Annotated in this window: 15 protein-coding genes; 6 read left to right on the top strand and 9 right to left on the bottom strand. The window is 65.7% G+C overall.

Annotation, left to right across the window (positions count from 1 at the left end; genetic code table 11):
- Positions 1-191: 191 nt before the first annotated feature.
- The 4 genes from QFZ83_RS09830 (at position 192) to QFZ83_RS09815 (ending at position 5,023) form a co-directional block, all read left to right on the top strand.
- Complete coding sequence (locus tag QFZ83_RS09830) at positions 192-2,711, top strand: sodium-translocating pyrophosphatase (RefSeq protein WP_307505529.1); 2,520 nt, start codon at positions 192-194, stop codon at positions 2,709-2,711.
- A gap of 2 nt (positions 2,712-2,713) precedes the next feature.
- Complete coding sequence (locus QFZ83_RS09825) at positions 2,714-3,082, top strand: nuclear transport factor 2 family protein (protein ID WP_307505526.1); 369 nt, start codon at positions 2,714-2,716, stop codon at positions 3,080-3,082.
- 197 nt (positions 3,083-3,279) lie between these two features.
- Positions 3,280-4,413 carry a saccharopine dehydrogenase family protein gene (locus tag QFZ83_RS09820; RefSeq protein ID WP_307505523.1) on the top strand — a complete coding sequence of 378 codons (1,134 nt, stop codon included), beginning with the start codon at positions 3,280-3,282 and terminating at the stop codon, positions 4,411-4,413.
- A 148-nt stretch (positions 4,414-4,561) separates the two neighbouring features.
- Complete coding sequence (locus QFZ83_RS09815) at positions 4,562-5,023, top strand: Lrp/AsnC family transcriptional regulator (RefSeq protein ID WP_013540967.1); 462 nt, start codon at positions 4,562-4,564, stop codon at positions 5,021-5,023.
- 100 nt (positions 5,024-5,123) lie between these two features.
- Here the strand turns inward: QFZ83_RS09815 and QFZ83_RS09810 are convergent, their stop codons facing one another.
- Positions 5,124-5,753, bottom strand: a complete 630-nt coding sequence (locus QFZ83_RS09810) for a TetR/AcrR family transcriptional regulator (RefSeq protein ID WP_307505517.1) — start codon at positions 5,751-5,753, stop codon at positions 5,124-5,126.
- 120 nt (positions 5,754-5,873) lie between these two features.
- Here QFZ83_RS09810 and QFZ83_RS09805 point away from each other — a divergent pair, with 120 nt between their 5' ends.
- Positions 5,874-6,725: a metal-dependent hydrolase gene (locus QFZ83_RS09805; protein WP_307505514.1), complete on the top strand. Its 852-nt coding sequence runs from the start codon at positions 5,874-5,876 to the stop codon at positions 6,723-6,725.
- Here QFZ83_RS09805 and QFZ83_RS09800 read toward each other — a convergent pair.
- From QFZ83_RS09800 to QFZ83_RS09765, 8 genes are all read right to left on the bottom strand, one after another.
- Positions 6,722-7,312, bottom strand: a complete 591-nt coding sequence (locus QFZ83_RS09800; RefSeq protein WP_307505511.1) for a hypothetical protein — start codon at positions 7,310-7,312, stop codon at positions 6,722-6,724. The two genes, QFZ83_RS09805 and QFZ83_RS09800, sit on opposite strands and share 4 nt — an antisense overlap.
- 232 nt (positions 7,313-7,544) lie before the next feature.
- On the bottom strand, positions 7,545-7,796 hold the full coding sequence (locus QFZ83_RS09795) for a hypothetical protein (protein WP_013540963.1): 252 nt from the start codon (positions 7,794-7,796) through the stop codon (positions 7,545-7,547).
- Positions 7,783-8,151: a hypothetical protein gene (locus QFZ83_RS09790; RefSeq protein ID WP_041942874.1), complete on the bottom strand. Its 369-nt coding sequence runs from the start codon at positions 8,149-8,151 to the stop codon at positions 7,783-7,785. The genes QFZ83_RS09795 and QFZ83_RS09790 overlap by 14 nt, the downstream gene beginning before the upstream one ends.
- 17 nt (positions 8,152-8,168) lie before the next feature.
- A complete protein-coding gene (locus tag QFZ83_RS09785; protein WP_307505508.1) occupies positions 8,169-9,080 on the bottom strand; it encodes a hypothetical protein in 912 nt (303 codons plus the stop codon).
- Entirely contained in the window at positions 9,077-11,038 is a 1,962-nt protein-coding gene (locus tag QFZ83_RS09780) for an iron-containing redox enzyme family protein (protein ID WP_307505505.1), read from the bottom strand. Before QFZ83_RS09780 ends, QFZ83_RS09785 begins: the two co-directional genes overlap by 4 nt.
- A gap of 3 nt (positions 11,039-11,041) precedes the next feature.
- Positions 11,042-11,980 carry a fatty acid desaturase gene (locus tag QFZ83_RS09775; RefSeq protein WP_307505502.1) on the bottom strand — a complete coding sequence of 313 codons (939 nt, stop codon included), beginning with the start codon at positions 11,978-11,980 and terminating at the stop codon, positions 11,042-11,044.
- Positions 11,964-12,746: a sterol desaturase family protein gene (locus QFZ83_RS09770; RefSeq protein ID WP_307505497.1), complete on the bottom strand. Its 783-nt coding sequence runs from the start codon at positions 12,744-12,746 to the stop codon at positions 11,964-11,966. The genes QFZ83_RS09775 and QFZ83_RS09770 overlap by 17 nt, the downstream gene beginning before the upstream one ends.
- Before the next feature lie 9 nt (positions 12,747-12,755).
- Positions 12,756-14,330 (bottom strand): phospholipase D family protein, encoded by a 1,575-nt coding sequence (locus QFZ83_RS09765; protein ID WP_307505494.1) that lies wholly within the window; start codon positions 14,328-14,330, stop codon positions 12,756-12,758.
- A 131-nt stretch (positions 14,331-14,461) separates the two neighbouring features.
- On the opposite strand from QFZ83_RS09765, the gene QFZ83_RS09760 reads away from it, so the two are divergent.
- Complete coding sequence (locus tag QFZ83_RS09760) at positions 14,462-15,016, top strand: peroxiredoxin (RefSeq protein ID WP_306878257.1); 555 nt, start codon at positions 14,462-14,464, stop codon at positions 15,014-15,016.
- Positions 15,017-15,069 lie beyond the last annotated feature (53 nt).

The raw sequence follows: 15,069 nt of genomic DNA, 5'->3' as shown, positions 1-15,069 counted from the left end.
TGTCACCGCCCGGTCGCACGCACCCGCGTTTTTGCCTGTAAATTGCAACCGTTGGCCAATCGGCTCCGCACCTCGGTGCAGCGAGCTTCGAGGAAGCAACGCGACGGAAAACCTGGGTCCCGTACGCGTTGCGCGCAGGATCCATGCTGTCCGTCTCCACAAGTCACAACGAACGAATGGAGAAGCAAAGCATGATCGGCAACACCCCCCTGATACTCGCCATCGTCTGCGGCCTCGTGGCCGTCGGCTACGGTTTCTGGGCCCGAAGTTGGATTCTCGCCAAGGACCCGGGCAACGCCCGGATGCAGGAAATCGCCGCCGCCATCCAGGCCGGCGCCTCGGCCTACCTCGCCAAGCAGTACACCACCATCGCGGTGGTCGGCGTCGTCCTCGCGGTCCTGATCGCCCTCTTCCTGGACCTGACCACGGCCGTCGGTTTCATCATCGGCGCGGTGCTCTCGGGCGCCTGCGGCTTCATCGGCATGAACGTGTCGGTGCGCGCCAATGTGCGCACGGCGCAGGCCGCCACCAAGGGCATCGGCCCGGCGCTGGACGTGGCGTTCCGCGGCGGCGCCATCACCGGCATGCTGGTGGTCGGGCTGGGTCTGCTGGGTGTGACCGGCTTCTACTGGTTCCTGGCCGGCAGCGCCCCCAAGGCGGACCACACCCTGGCAGCCATCCTCAACCCGCTGATCGGCTTTGCCTTCGGCTCCTCGCTGATCTCGATCTTCGCGCGGCTGGGCGGCGGCATCTTCACCAAGGGTGCCGACGTCGGCGCCGACCTGGTGGGCAAGGTCGAGGCCGGCATCCCTGAGGACGATCCGCGCAACCCCGCCGTGATCGCGGACAACGTCGGCGACAACGTCGGCGACTGCGCCGGCATGGCGGCCGACCTGTTCGAGACCTACGCGGTGACGTTGATCGCGACCATGGTGCTCGGCGCGCTGATGGTCACCACGGCACCCGGCAATGCTGTGCTGTACCCGCTCGCGCTGGGCGGCGTGTCGATCATCGCGTCGATCATCGGCTGCTTCTTCGTGAAGGCGTCGCCGGGCATGGTCAACGTGATGCCGGCGCTCTACAAGGGCCTGGCGGTCGCGGGCGTCCTGTCGCTGATCGCGTTCTGGTTCGTCACGGCCTGGATCATTCCGGACAACGCCATCGCCGCGAGCGGCAGCCAGCTGAAGCTCTTCGGCGCCTGCTTCGTGGGCCTGGCGCTCACCGCGGCGCTGGTGTGGGTCACCGAGTACTACACCGGCACGCAGTACAAGCCCGTACAGCACATCGCGCAGGCTTCGACCACGGGCCACGGCACGAACATCATCGCGGGCCTGGGCGTCTCGATGCGCTCCACGGCCTGGCCGGTGATCTTCGTCTGCATCGCGATCCTGGCTTCGTACTCGCTGGCCGGCCTGTTCGGCATCGCGGTCGCGGCGACTTCCATGCTGAGCATGGCGGGCATCGTGGTCGCACTGGACGCCTACGGCCCCATCACCGACAACGCCGGCGGCATCGCCGAGATGAGCGAGTTGCCCGACAGCGTGCGCGCCGTGACCGACCCGCTCGATGCCGTCGGCAATACGACCAAGGCCGTGACCAAGGGCTACGCCATCGGTTCGGCCGGCCTTGCCTCGCTGGTGCTCTTTGCCGACTACACCCACAAGCTGGAGAGCTTCGGGCTGAACATCAGCTTCAACCTGAGCGATCCGATGGTGATCGTGGGCCTCTTCATCGGCGGCCTGATTCCCTATCTGTTCGGCGCGATGGCGATGGAAGCCGTGGGCCGCGCGGCCGGTGCGGTGGTGGAAGAAGTGCGCCGCCAGTTCCGCGAGATCCCCGGAATCATGGAAGGCACCGGCAAGCCCGAGTACGGCAAGGCCGTGGGCATGCTGACCGGCGCGGCCATCAAGGAAATGATGATCCCGTCGCTGCTGCCGGTGGTGGTGCCGATTCTTGTCGGCCTGCTGCTCGGTCCGAAGGCGCTGGGCGGCTTGCTGATGGGCACCATCGTCACGGGCCTCTTCGTCGCGATCTCGATGTGCACGGGCGGCGGCGCGTGGGACAACGCCAAGAAGTACATCGAGGACGGCCACCACGGCGGCAAGGGCTCCGAGGCGCACAAGGCGGCCGTCACCGGCGACACCGTGGGCGACCCCTACAAGGACACCGCCGGCCCGGCCGTGAACCCGCTGATCAAGATCATCAACATCGTGGCGCTGCTCATCGTGCCGCTGGTGGTGAAGTTCCATTCCGGCGATGCGGCGGCGATGGCGCCCGCCAAGGTCGAGACGCCGCCTGCAGCCACGGCGCCCGCCCCCGCAGCCATGGCCCCCGCCACACCGGCTGCAGCGGTTGCGACGGGCGCCGTGACGGCGGCCGAAGCCGCCGCGGTGAAGGTCGAGAACGGCATCGTGAAGTTCTACTTCGCGAGCGCCAGTTCCGAAGTCGCGCCCAACGCCAAGGAGGCGTTGGCCGACGTCATCAAGGCCGTGCAGAGCGGCAGCACCGTGCTCGTGAGCGGCTACCACGATGCGAGCGGCGACCCGGCAAAGAATGCCGAGCTGGCGAAGCAGCGCGCCATGGCCGTGAGCGACGCGCTCAAGGCCTCGGGCGCGCCCGAAGACAAGATCGAGCTGGCCAAGCCCGAGCAGTCGCAGGCCGACGGCCCGCCTTCCGAGGCCCGCCGCGTCGAAGTGAAAGTGAAGTCCTGAAGATGCCCACGCCCGCACGGCTCGAAGCCTTCATCGCCGCCGTGGAGGGCGGCGCGCATGCGCAGGTCATCGAGGACTACTACACCGAAGACGCCACCATGCGCGAGAACCAGGCCGAGCCGCGGCGGGGCCGCAGCACGCTGGTCGCGCAGGAAAGCGCCGTGCTCGGCCGCACCGAGTCGGTGGTGTCCACGTGCGTGCGGCCCGTGCTGGTGAACGGCGACCATGTGGCGATCCACTGGGTCTTCGAGTTCACCTTCAAGGGCGGCAGCCGGATGCGCATGGAAGAGATCGCCTGGCAACGCTGGGACGGCGAGCGCATCGCCGAAGAGCAGTTCTTCTACGACCCGGCGCAGAGAAAACCAGGCTGAACGCAATGGCCGCGAGTAAGCCTCGCCGCCCTTTCCGACTGGTGAGCTGCAGCCTCATCTCGGCTTGCGAGTGAATCGTCACATGGCTTCGTCGGAACGGCGAAATGCGCGGCCGCTTCGACGATCTGCGCTCTGGTACCTGCCATCCCGCGCTTTTACATTTTCTTTACAGGGCCGTTGGCCCTGAGGAGAAAGAAATGTCGAAGCTGCATGTGAAGCGTGTTCTGGTTCTGGGCGGCGGCAAGGTCGGCAGCACGGTGGCCGACATGATTGCCCTCTACCACCGCATCCCCGTGACACTGGCCGATCAGCGCACCGCCAAGCCGTCCAGCGATCCGCTGGTCCGCGAGATCACGCTGAACGTCGAAGACGACACGGCGCTCGCCTGCGAACTGGCCTCGCACACCGTGGTCATCAACGCGCTGCCGTTCTTCCTTGCAGCGCGCGTGGCCACGCAGGCCGCGCGGTTGGGCGTGCACTACTTCGACCTCACGGAAGACGTGGCGGCGACCCACGCGATCCGCCTGCTCTCCGGGGAAGCCAGGTCGCTGTTGATGCCGCAAAGCGGGCTGGCGCCGGGCGTGATCGGGATGCTCGGCGGCCACTTGGCCGGGCACTTCGACGAGCTGTACGACCTGCGCCTGCGGGTCGGCGCGCTGACGCGCAACGCCACCAACAGCCTTCGCTACAACTTCACCTGGAGCATCGACGGCGTCATCAACGAGTACTGCAATCCCTGCGATGCGATCGTCAACGGCCAGGTCGTGTCGGTGCAGGCACTCGAAGGCCACGAGACCTTCACGCTCGATGCAGAGGCCTTCGAAGCCTTCAACACCTCGGGCGGCCTCGGTACCCTGTGCGAGACGCTGCATGGCAAGGTGCGCAACCTCGACTACAAGACCATCCGCTATCCGGGCCATCGCGAGGCGATGAACTTCCTGCTGCATGACCTGCGCCTGATCGAGCGCCGCGACCTGCTGCGCCAGGTGCTGGAGCACGCCGTGCCGCACAGCCGCGAAGACGTGGTCATCCTGTTCGCTTCGGCCTCGGGCCTGCGCGACGGCCGCTTCGAGCAGGAGACGCGCGTGAGCCGCGTGTTCGGCGCCCCGTTGCGCGGCAAGGACCGCACGGCGATCGAGCTCACGACGGCGGCCGGCGTGGTCGGCGTGTTTGAGCTGCTGCTGCAGGGCAAGCTGCCTGCGCGCGGCTTCGTCGGGCAGGAACAGGCGTCTCTCGAGGAGTTTCTTGCAACGCGCGTGGGCCATTACTACAAGGGGCTAGGCGTGAGCGCCGCTGCCCATTCCTCAGACCAGGAACTCGCCGAAGCCTGACGTTTCACGCAGGTCCGCGAAGCGCGACGCACGAGCCCGCCGCAGCCATTGCCTAGCGGCCGGAGAGCACGCGTCGATGAGTTCGCGCGGGCTGCGCGCCCTGTCGTAGCATGCCGTTTCAGGTCCCCAAAAATGAGGAGGCAGCGCGATGAATGCAGGACTCGATGACCTTGACCGCCACCTGTTGAGCCTTCTGCAGGCCAACGCCCGGGACCCCGCGGCAAGTCTGGGGCGCAAGCTCAAGATCGCACGCACCACCGTGGTGGCGCGCATTGCCCGCCTCGAACGCGAAGGCGTCGTTGCGGGTTATGGCGTGCGCCTCGGCCAGAAGCTGGAGCATGCCGCTGTGCGGGCGATCTGCGGCATCAGCGTCGATGCGAAGCGTGCGCCCGCGGTGATCCGGGCGCTCGAGCGCATTCCGGAGGTCGAGGAACTGTCGGCCGTGAGCGGCCAGTTCGACTACATGGTCTTCCTGCGCTGCGAAACGCCGGAAAAGCTGGACGTGCTGCTGGACCAACTGGGCCAGCTCGACGGCATCAACCAGACGCAGACATCGATCGTGCTGAGCAGAAAAATAGATCGCCGAAGCGCCCTTCCTGCGGTTGCCTGAGCCTCTCGCATGCCTGCTGCCGCTCCCGGAACCGTGCGATGCACGACATCGAAACGCTGATCCTGGCCGCTTGGCGCGCGGCGCAGAGCGCGTCTTCTTTTTAGCGCTGGCTCTCGGCTGCCACGGCACGCACGAGGCGCGTGGCAGGTGCCACCAGTTCGCGCAGGTCGCCGGCACGCTCCTGCTCGATGGCCTGCAGCACCAGTTCGTTGATACCGCCGACGACTGTCATCGCCATCTCGCTCGTCAGGTGCGCTGCCGGGCCGCCTTCGGTACCGCTGCTGTTGATGGCGACCTGGATGAAGTTGGCGATCTCGTCATTGACCCGGCGGCGCGCGGTGAGCCCCGGCATGCCGAGGCCGAGGATCTCGACGAAGAGCGTGCGCAGCAGGACCGGGTCCTGCGCCAGGTAATCGAAGTACGCGGTCATCGCCTGCTCGACCTGCGCATGCCAGGGCTGCGCGGGATCGAAGGCCTCGCTCACGGCCTGCAGCGCGAGGCGGCTGGCGGTTTCGTAGAGCGCGATCAGGCACTCGGTCTTGGTACTGAAGTGCTCGTAGAAGGTGCGGCGCGACACGGCGGCTTCGCGCACGATGTCGGCGATGGTCGTGTCCGCATAGCCCTTGGCGGCCACGGCCTGCGCCATGCCCTGCAGAAGGCGCGCATAGTGCTCGCTTTCCGTGCCCTCGGCGGACTTGGAGGCCACGGTTTTTTCGATGGTGTCGCTCATGAATGGCACATTTTCCTACGTCTCGGTACTTGACAGTACCAGCATCGATCCGCACCATGGAGGCATGCGGTACGAATCTGTACCAGCCTTTCTTCCCACGATGTCCCGAGGATTGTTTTCATGACTGAACTCGTTGTCCGCCGCCTACTGATCGACCTGCAATCGCCCTTTGCCCGCAACTGGTGTGGCGGCGATGCATTCTCGACCGCCTTCTTCAACGCCCTGTCGATGAGCTTTCCCTTCGGCGAACAATTCTTCATCGACGCCGTGCGCGACGCCGTCGCCACCCTGCCACTCGAGCTGCAGGAAAAGTACCGCGCCGACGTGCGCGGCTTCATCGGCCAGGAGGCCACGCACCGGCGCATTCACTCGCTCTTCAACAACCACCTGGAGAACCAGGGGCTGGTCGACGGCTGGACGGCACGCGCCAACAAGCGCCTGGCGCTGATGGAGGAAGCCGATCCGCGCCATGCGCTGGCGGTCACCGCCGCCACCGAGCACTTCACCGCGATGTTCGCCGAATGGCTGCTGGCCCGCCCCGAGATCCTCGATGGCGCGGAGCCGCGGCTGCGCACCATGTGGCTGTGGCACAGCGCCGAAGAGCTGGAGCACAAGTCCGTCGCCTTCGACATCTACAAGGCCACGGGCGGCTCGGACGAATGGCGCAAGCGCTGGTTCCGCCGCGTGACCGTGATGTTCCTCGGCGACCTGATGCACCAGACCATCGACAACCTGCGCCACGAAAAACAGCTGTGGAAGTGGGCGACCTGGAAGAGCGCGGCGCGCATCCTGTTGAGCAAGAACGGCCTGCTGCGCGGCAACCTGGGCGGCTGGCGCAGCTACCTGCGTGCCGACTTCCATCCGGCCCAGCAGGACAGCAGCCTGTCGACCCGTTGGCTGGCAGACAACCGCGCGCAATACACGCCCGTGGGTGCTGCGCCAGAGGCGGCCACTGCCGCCGCAGCAGCCTAGAACATGCTGGCGCGGTGCGTGCCCCCAGCGCTGTTCGCTTGCTGCTGGTCAGGACGCAGGGCCAGGTCGTGCAGGGTGTCGAAATCCGAGGGCGCATCGGGCACCCGCATCACCACTTCGAGTTCGTGCATCGATGCGATCCAGCGACCGGCGGCCGAGTCGGCCGGCTCGTCGTTGGCAAAGGTGCCATCGCGGATGTAGAGGGTTTCGCCTTCGGGGCGCTCGGCGTGGAGTTCGACCAGCCGCGCGATCGAGAAGTTGTACGTCACGAGCTTCTCGCGCGTCTTGCGATCCTTGCCGCCACAGTTGAAGGAGCCTTCTGCCGCGATGACGATGCAGGAGCCTTCGACCCCGCCCTCCATGTCGATCTCGTTGCCGGAACGCCAGATGGCGTTGGGCAGGCGCACACGCACCTTGTCGATCACCAGATCGCGCTGCTTGTTGAGCGTGCCCAGGGGCGGCACCAGCGAACGCAACTGCCGCAGGCGTTCCGCGAAGTTGTCGTCCATGAGGAATTCGACGTGGTGCGTGGCGCTGCCGGACGAGCGCTTGACCACCTGCATGACGACATGGCGAGGTTTGCTCACGGCTGAACCCCTTTGCATGCGTCGACGTCAACGTCCACGCCCGATGCCGGGCAGCCAAGGCCTTGCTGGTTTTGTTTTGTCATCGGCTACAGATTAGAACTTTTGAATGAATGCAATCACATGCATCAATTGTGTCTAACTGTATATCGATTAGGTCCGTTTTGGAAGGACGTCTGCGACATGTTCGCGCGGACATGTCGCCAAAACGTCGCCGATTCGTGCTAGACGAAAGTCAGCCCGAAGAGGCTTCCGACTGCTCCAGTGCTTCGTCCAGCGCCTTGCACGAAGGCGCGCACACGGTTTGCGACTTGCCCAGCACCTGGCGCGTGCGTAGCTGTGAGCGCACGCGGTGCTTGCCGCACATGAAGCAGGACATGGTCGCCCCGCTGAACGACGCCGAAGCGCGGAACGGGGAACCCGGTGTCTTGGTCTTGTAGCGCAGGCCGTCCGCCACCACTGCCGTCTTCACTTCACCCTTCGCCATGCGTCTTGTCCTTGTTCGTTTTGGCACCGCCCATGGCGCGTGCAATGGCTTCCCGAGCGCTGACTTCAGCCGCAAGGGAAACGTCCAATGCCGAGCGGCAAAGCCCGGCGTGCTGATAGTTGAGGTTCTCATAAACCTCGGATGCGGCCGGATAGGCATCGAGCAGGCGGCCCAGATCGGCGCCTGGCTCGACATCTTCGAACGCATGCACCAGGTGCTCGACCACCGAGCGGTACTGCTCGGCGCCAACGGGTACGGCACTGTGTTCGAGCCGTTCCAGCAGTTGAGCCAGCACATGGGTCACTGCCAGATCGGTCTTGGGGGACGGATTATGGGTCGTGTTCATGGTTCGCATCTGGGGGCAGCATACGCCTATGCAAGTGGCTGGTCGTACAGGGCCGTTTCCGGCTCCCCCGCTTTCCGGGCCGCCTGCATGCGCTGGAGCAGGCTGTGGAGCATTTCCGTGGACAGCCCGTGAATCACCAGCCGGTGCCCCGCCCGCAGGGTCGACAGGGGCACCAGCGGGTGCTTGTTGTTGACCAGGATCAGGTGCTCGGGCGCATTCAGGATCGTCGCCGTGTAGATGCCGATGGTTTCATCCAGTTGCAAGGAGTTGGCCGCGCGCCAGAAATCGTTGTCGGTCAACATCAGCTGGTAGAGCGGCGTGAACAGTTCGATGGCGCTCTGCAGGTCGAGAAAATTGAGCTTGCCGTGGGGCATGTCCTCCAGCCGCAACCCCGGCTCCTTGATCATCGAGAAATCGACCTCCTCCGCCTTGCACAGCGACACGCCCTTCTCGCGCAGCGCCGTATTGAGGCGAATCACGAAATTGAAGAGATTCAGATCGTGCTTCAAGAACATCTCGTCCTTCAGCGCGTCGATGTCCGCCGGCTCCAGCGGATTTGTGGCCACGGGCGCCGGCGAGTTGCGTCCGATGAACGCCAGCACCTGCGACCCCAGGTGAAAGTGCCGAAGAATCAGCCAGTTGGCCTCCGGCGACACGAAGCGCTTGAGCCCCCACGCCAGAAAGCGGTGCAGCAGCATCGAGTGCGACCAGTTGCGCGGCACGAACACCTTCACGATCTGGATCAGGATGATCGTCAGCCGCGCAATCGGCCTGAGGAACGGCAGCAAGTACTGCCGCGACCCGGAACTCGAATCCGCCAGCCACGCCGACTTGACGTTGTCCGGCAGCGGCGTGCTCTGGTCGAGGTAGAGCGCGAGCCACGGGCTCGGGTCGCGCTCGTCGTGGGCTTGCGTGAGGAATTCAGGCGTTCGGCTCATAGGAAACCTCCGCCTTCGGCTGCGGTATTCGCCTTGGGGCGGCCCGGCGGCTCATGGGGCATCCGCTCCGTGATGTGCTGGAACTGCATCAGGTACAGCGCGGCCGTATGGCGCGCGGTGTCGATGATCTGGCGGGCGGCGCGGGCCTGCCCTTCCACGGCCATGACCATCTCCACCGCGGCGAGCCAGCGGTTCAGGTGGTTCTCGTCGTTGTGGCCGTGGTACTCGAGAAAGCGGAAGGCGTCGGGCGGCAGCTTCACGCTCGCCTTGATGAGCGGCAGCAGCGCCGGCACGATGCGCTGGCCCGTGCCCTCGATGATGTAGATCGCACCCAACAGACCGATCGGGTCGCGCGTGGCGGCCAGGCCGTGCAGATAGGCGTTGAGCGCCTCGCCGCCGGGGTTGCGGCGCAGGTCATCGATCTGCGCGACCGTGCCGCCGGCCTTCTTGTAGTCGCTGAAGAGGATGTTGAAGTCGTTCTGCTCTTCGCCCGCATGCACGTCGATCAGGGAGGCCAGCATCTGGTACGGCCCGCTCAGCGAGGCGGCGCCTTCGCGCATCCACTTGCTGCCTTCGCGCACCTGCGGCACCCATTGCTCCATCCAGTTCAGGTAGTCGGGCAAGGCGAGGCGGCGCTCGCGAATCTGGCGGATCAGCGGCGTGCGCCAGACGCGGGAGCGGTAGTCGTGCCAGATGGCGGCCAGCTCGGTGAGCAAGGCGCCCAGGCCTTCGGGCGCGGCGGCCGGGTCATGCGGAGGTGCGATAACGAAATCGTCGTCCGGCACGGTGGCAGCACGGGGCGACACCATCGTCACAGGCGCCGCGTCGGCCGCTTCGACTTCCAGCAGCATGTACGCCGCCATGAAGCGCCCCGATTCGGGCACGTAGCAGAAGATCTGCTCGCCCGGCTTCAAGGTCTTCGTATGCAGAAATTCGGCCAGCATGACGAGGATGGACGCAGCCCCCGTGTTGCCGCGCCACGCGAGGTTGCTCCACCAGCGCTCGCGCGGAATCGAGAGATCGGCCTTGTTCATCAGGTCCTCGACCACCGGGATGAATTTTTCCGACGAGTAGTGGCACAGGAAGTGATCGACCCGCTTCGGATCGACCCAGCCGTCGCGCACCAGCCCTGCGTATTCGTGGATGCCGATGTCGAACAGGTGCGGCAGCAGGCGGATGTCCTGCCGCAGCGACAGCGCACCTGCAGCTTCCGCCTCGGCCCACGAACCGAAATCGAGGTGGCCGCGCGCACGATCCTCGGTCAATCCGAGCTGCATGCACACGGGGTAGTCGCCCGAAAAGGCGCGCTGGTGCACCCACTTCAATTTCAGACGCAATCCGGGCGCGCCCGCCAGCGCCGGCGAGCCATCGGACAACAGCAGTGCGCCCGCGCCATCGGACAGCATCCAGCGCAGGAAGTGCGAGTCGAAGTCGGTTTCATAACCACGTGCCGCGAAACGCGAGCGCTTGAAGAGCCGCGACGGCATCTCGCTCGCCACCGCCATCGCGCTGCGATGCGCGCCCAGCTCGATGCCCTGCGCAGCCGTCTGGATCGCCGACACGCCGGCCGCGCAGATGCCGTGCACCGAATGCGTCTCCATGGGCTGCGCGGCGAGCTCGCCCTGGATCATGTTGGCGAAGCCCGGCATCAGCGTGTCGCCGCCCGAAGAGCCGCTGGTCAGCAGCGACACGCGCGACAGCTCGGCCCCGCCGCGCTGCAGGCAATCGCGGATCGCACCCGCGGCGAGCTGCGCATTCGTGTGCTGCGTCACGCCCTCCGCGTCGATCGCGTAGTGCCGCGTGAGGATGCCGTTCTCCGCGAGGATGCGCCGCTTGATGCGCTCGGACATGCGGTTGAGCGGCGCGATGTATGCGTCCATGCGGTCGTTGGGAATGGGCTCGCCCGGCATGAAATAGCCGGCGCTCTCGAGGTACACGCGTTGGAATGAAACAGGCATGGTTCAGTGAGTGAAGGAATCGGGAGGCATCAGCGAGCGGCTGCGAAAACGCGGCCACACGGTCCCCAGCACGAAGACCCGCACCATGTAGGGAACCAGCCCGCCCTCGTTGAGCACGGGATCGACCTGCGCGCGGTAGCGCGTGTGGTGCAGGTGCGTGAGCTCGGACCAATGGGCATGCGGGTTCTCGTGATGTGCGGTGTGCAGGCCGATGTTGAACAGCAACGGGTTCACCAGCCCTTCGAAATTGCGCGCGTAGTTCAGCCTGCCACCCGGGGTATCGCGCAACGCCTCTTCGCGAGAGGGCTTGCGGCCATCGGCATGCGCATGCTGCAGGTAATTGGTCGCGAGCAGCCAGTGCAGGCCATGCAGTTGCGGCACGATCACGAACAGCAGTGCCTTGCGCCAATCGAGCGCTAGCAGCACGGCCCAGCTCCCGAGCCACAGCACGTACTGCGCGATGCAGTAACGCCAGGCGCCACGCCGATGCGCCCGCAGCCGCGCAAGCCAGCCGACGAACACCGGCATCAGCACCCACACCGCCTGGAACGGATGCAGCAGATAGCCCCACAGGTGGTTGGTATCGCCGCCGAAACGGTAGGTGCGCGCCACGTCCTTCGGGCCATGCCGGTGGCGATGGTGGTTGGCCACGTGCGCAGGCCAAAACACGAAAGTCGGATGGCCCTGCAGCAGCGTGATCCAGAAGTCGGTCAGCCGGTTCATGCGCCGCCCGCGCCACATGCGCAGGTGCACGTGGTTGTGATGGATCACGCCGATCCCGAGCGTGAGAAACAGCATCAGCGCATAGAGCGACACGTTGAAGCCGTTCACCCATTGCCACGCCGCCAATGCCGGCAGCGCGACCAGGTAAGCGAGGCTTTGCCAATCGCGCCAGTGCCGAAGGCGCGTCCGGCGAGGCGACGCCTCAGGCGGGCGTGCCATGCCGCCGCGCCTCTTTGTCCCGGAAGGCCTGGAAGTGCGGCTCGGCCGCGTCAGCGGCGATGCGCGTCTTGAACAACCGGTCCATGAAAGTGAACTGGAAGCCGTAATTGCCGTTGTGGCAGGCGTGGTGCAGATGATGCCGGCGGCTCGCGGCGAACCAGTGGCTGTACGACACCCCGGTGAAGAAGTCGTAGTTCGAATGCCCCACGCAGTTGAAGAACAGGCTGAACACCGGCACCGCCGCCAGCGCCCAGAAGCTGAAGTCATGCACCACCATCGGCAGCAGGATCACGTTGCCGAGCATCAGCGCCTCGATCGGGTGAAAGCTGTAGGTGGCCCACGGCGTGGTCACGAACGAGCGATGGTGCGGCCCGTGAAAGCGGCGCAAGAGGCGCGTGTGCAGGAGGCGATGGTTGATCCAGAAATGCACGTCGTTCCACACCGCCAACACGAGGATCTCGACGGCGATCTGTCGCCAGCCCGCATCCGGATCGAGCCGCGCCCAGCCCAGCTGCAGCAAGCCCCACGGAAACACCATGCCCAGACCGAAGATCAGCACCGAGATGCCCGACTGCCCCAGTTCCCGCCGCAACTGTCCCGGCTGCAATGGCCGCGGATCGAGCACCCGCCCGATGCCCATCGCCGGCAGTACCCGCTTCGTCAACAGCCAGGTGATGGCGCCGAAGCCAAGATAGATGCCGCCGAAAAAAAGCACGCCCCACAGCATGACCTGAAGGGCGGGCAGTGAAGTGAAAGTCTGCGCCATCCCCCGAGGCTACAGCAGCATCTCGGGAATGATGGGGGCGATGAGCATGTTGTAGAAGCGCTGGAAAAAATCCGACTCGGGCTCGGAGGTCAGGATCACCTCCTTCTCGCCGTCGTTGGTGAGCCACTGCAGCGTGCCGGTGTCCTTGGCCAATCGCAGGCGGTAGGAGTTCTGCAGCTTGCTGATGTTGATGATGCGCAGCATCTCGCGCGCCAGCTGCGGGCTGTCGACCACCAGCCCCATCTCGGTGTTCTGGCTGGCCGAGCGCGGATCCAGGTTCATCGAGCCGATGAAGATGCGCGTCCTGTCGATGGCGGCGGTCTTGGCGTGCAGCCGCCCGAGCGACTTGCCGAACATGCCGAAGCGCTCGCCCTTGCTGGTGCGCTGCGGGCTCAGCTCGTACAGGTCGGCGCCGCTTTGCAGCAGGCGCTCGCGGTAGCGCGCATAGCCGGTGTGCACCAGCGGCTCGTCGTTGGCCGCGAGCGAATTGGTCAGCAGCGTGAGCTTGACCTTGCGCTTGGCCAGATCGTCGAAAGCGGCCATGCCGCGCTCGCCCGGTACGAGGTACGGCGAGGTCAGGTCGACCTCGGTCTTGGCGTCCATCAACAGGCCCCAGACCTTCATCGTCACGCTGGTGGAGATGGCCTCTTCGGCCGTCATGGTCGCGGGCTTGGTCGGCGGATCGGCAATGGCACGCGCCTCGCCCCACAGAAGGCCCATGCGCCCGCCGTCGAGCTCTTCAGCGATCGGGCCATAGCCCAGGATGTCGGAAGGCGGCAGCACGATCTTCGGTGGCGGCGCGGCCATGCCGATCCAGTCGTCGAACTCGGCGCTACCCGGCATGTGGCCGCCCTCGCCCTTCACGATGTCGGCGATGGGCCAGACCTGCACGCTGTTCCAGTAGGCGTCGAAGATCGATTCGAGCTGCGGCACAACCTTGCCGACCACCAGCGCGTCCATGTCGATGAAGTTCTGCGCCTCACTGAGCACGAAATACTCGTCGGCGATGTTGCGCCCGCCCACCACCGCCATCGCGCCGTCGGCAATGAAGAGCTTGTTGTGCATGCGGTGGTTGAGCCGCACGATCTCCCAGGGCGAAGCCGCGAAGCGCGAGAGAAAGCCGTTGCGGCCGCAGCAGAACGGGTTGTAGAGCCGCACCTGCACATTGGGCGTTTCCGAGAGCGCCAGCAGCAGTTGTTGGCTCTTGACGGTGTAGAGGTCGTCCACCAGCACCCGCACCTTCACCCCGCGCGCCGCGGCTTCGCGCAGCGTGCGCAGCAAGAGGCGGCCGACCGCGTCGTTCTCGAGCTGGTAGTACTGCACCACCAGCGACTGCTGGGCGCGCTGCGCGAGCTGGATGCGCGCGTCGAGCGAATACACGCCCAGCGGCATCAGCCGGAAGCCCGAATGTTCGCCGGGCGGCGTTGAAGCGGCGGCGATCTTCGCGAGCCTGGTCGAAGGGTCGGCAGAGGCCGCGTGCTCGGCGGGTCGGTCTTTCGCCGGTGGCAGCGAACCGCAGGCGGCGAGCGCGGCCAGCAGGAAGCCCGCGAGCGCCATGCGCAGAAGTCGATCCCAGCCGTTCATGATGATGATTGCCCTCGTTCGTTTTCTCGGTCGTTGCCATGAATACGCTGTCCGGGGCGCGTCAGTTTCACCCGCCCCTGCGAACGATGCGCCGTCCTAGAATTCGCGCCACACCGGCAAGGAGTTACATCATGGCCCGCTCGATCCTCTCACGCATCGCCCTGATGACGGCCATCGCTGCTCTCGCGCACCCCGCCTGGGCAGCATTGGACATCGGCGACCCCGCGCCCAAGTTCACCGCCAACGCCGCGCTGGGCGGCAAGACCTTCCGCTACTCGCTGGCCGACGCGCTCGCCAAGGGACCGGTGGTGTTGTACTTCTTTCCCGCGGCCGACTCCAACGATTGTTCGATCGAGGCGCACGCCTTCGCCGAAGCGGTCGACCAGTTCGCGGCATTGGGCGCCACCGTGATCGGCGTCTCGGCCGACGACATCGACACCCTCTCGAAGTTTTCGGTCAAGTCCTGCCAGAGCCGGTTTCCGGTGGCATCGGACGAAGCCAAGACCGTGATCAACGGCTTCGACGCGCTGATGCAGACCCGGCCGGACTTTGCCAACCGGCTGTCGTACGTGATCTCGCCGGACGGCAAGGTCGCCTACTACTACCAGAACCTGAATCCGGACAAGCACGTGGAGCGCACGCTCAATGCGGTGCGGGCGCTGCCCAAAGCCACGGCGGCGAAGTAAGGCAAGCCGGCCGCGGGGCCATGGGTTCGGCGTGCTTCGCGCAAAATCCCGCC

Source organism: Variovorax sp. W1I1 (genome assembly GCF_030815625.1).
GTDB classification, from domain to species: Bacteria; Pseudomonadota; Gammaproteobacteria; order Burkholderiales; family Burkholderiaceae_C; genus Variovorax; species Variovorax paradoxus_C.
Note: the sequence above shows the minus strand (reverse complement) of the source record. Positions and strands in the feature narration are given on the sequence as shown.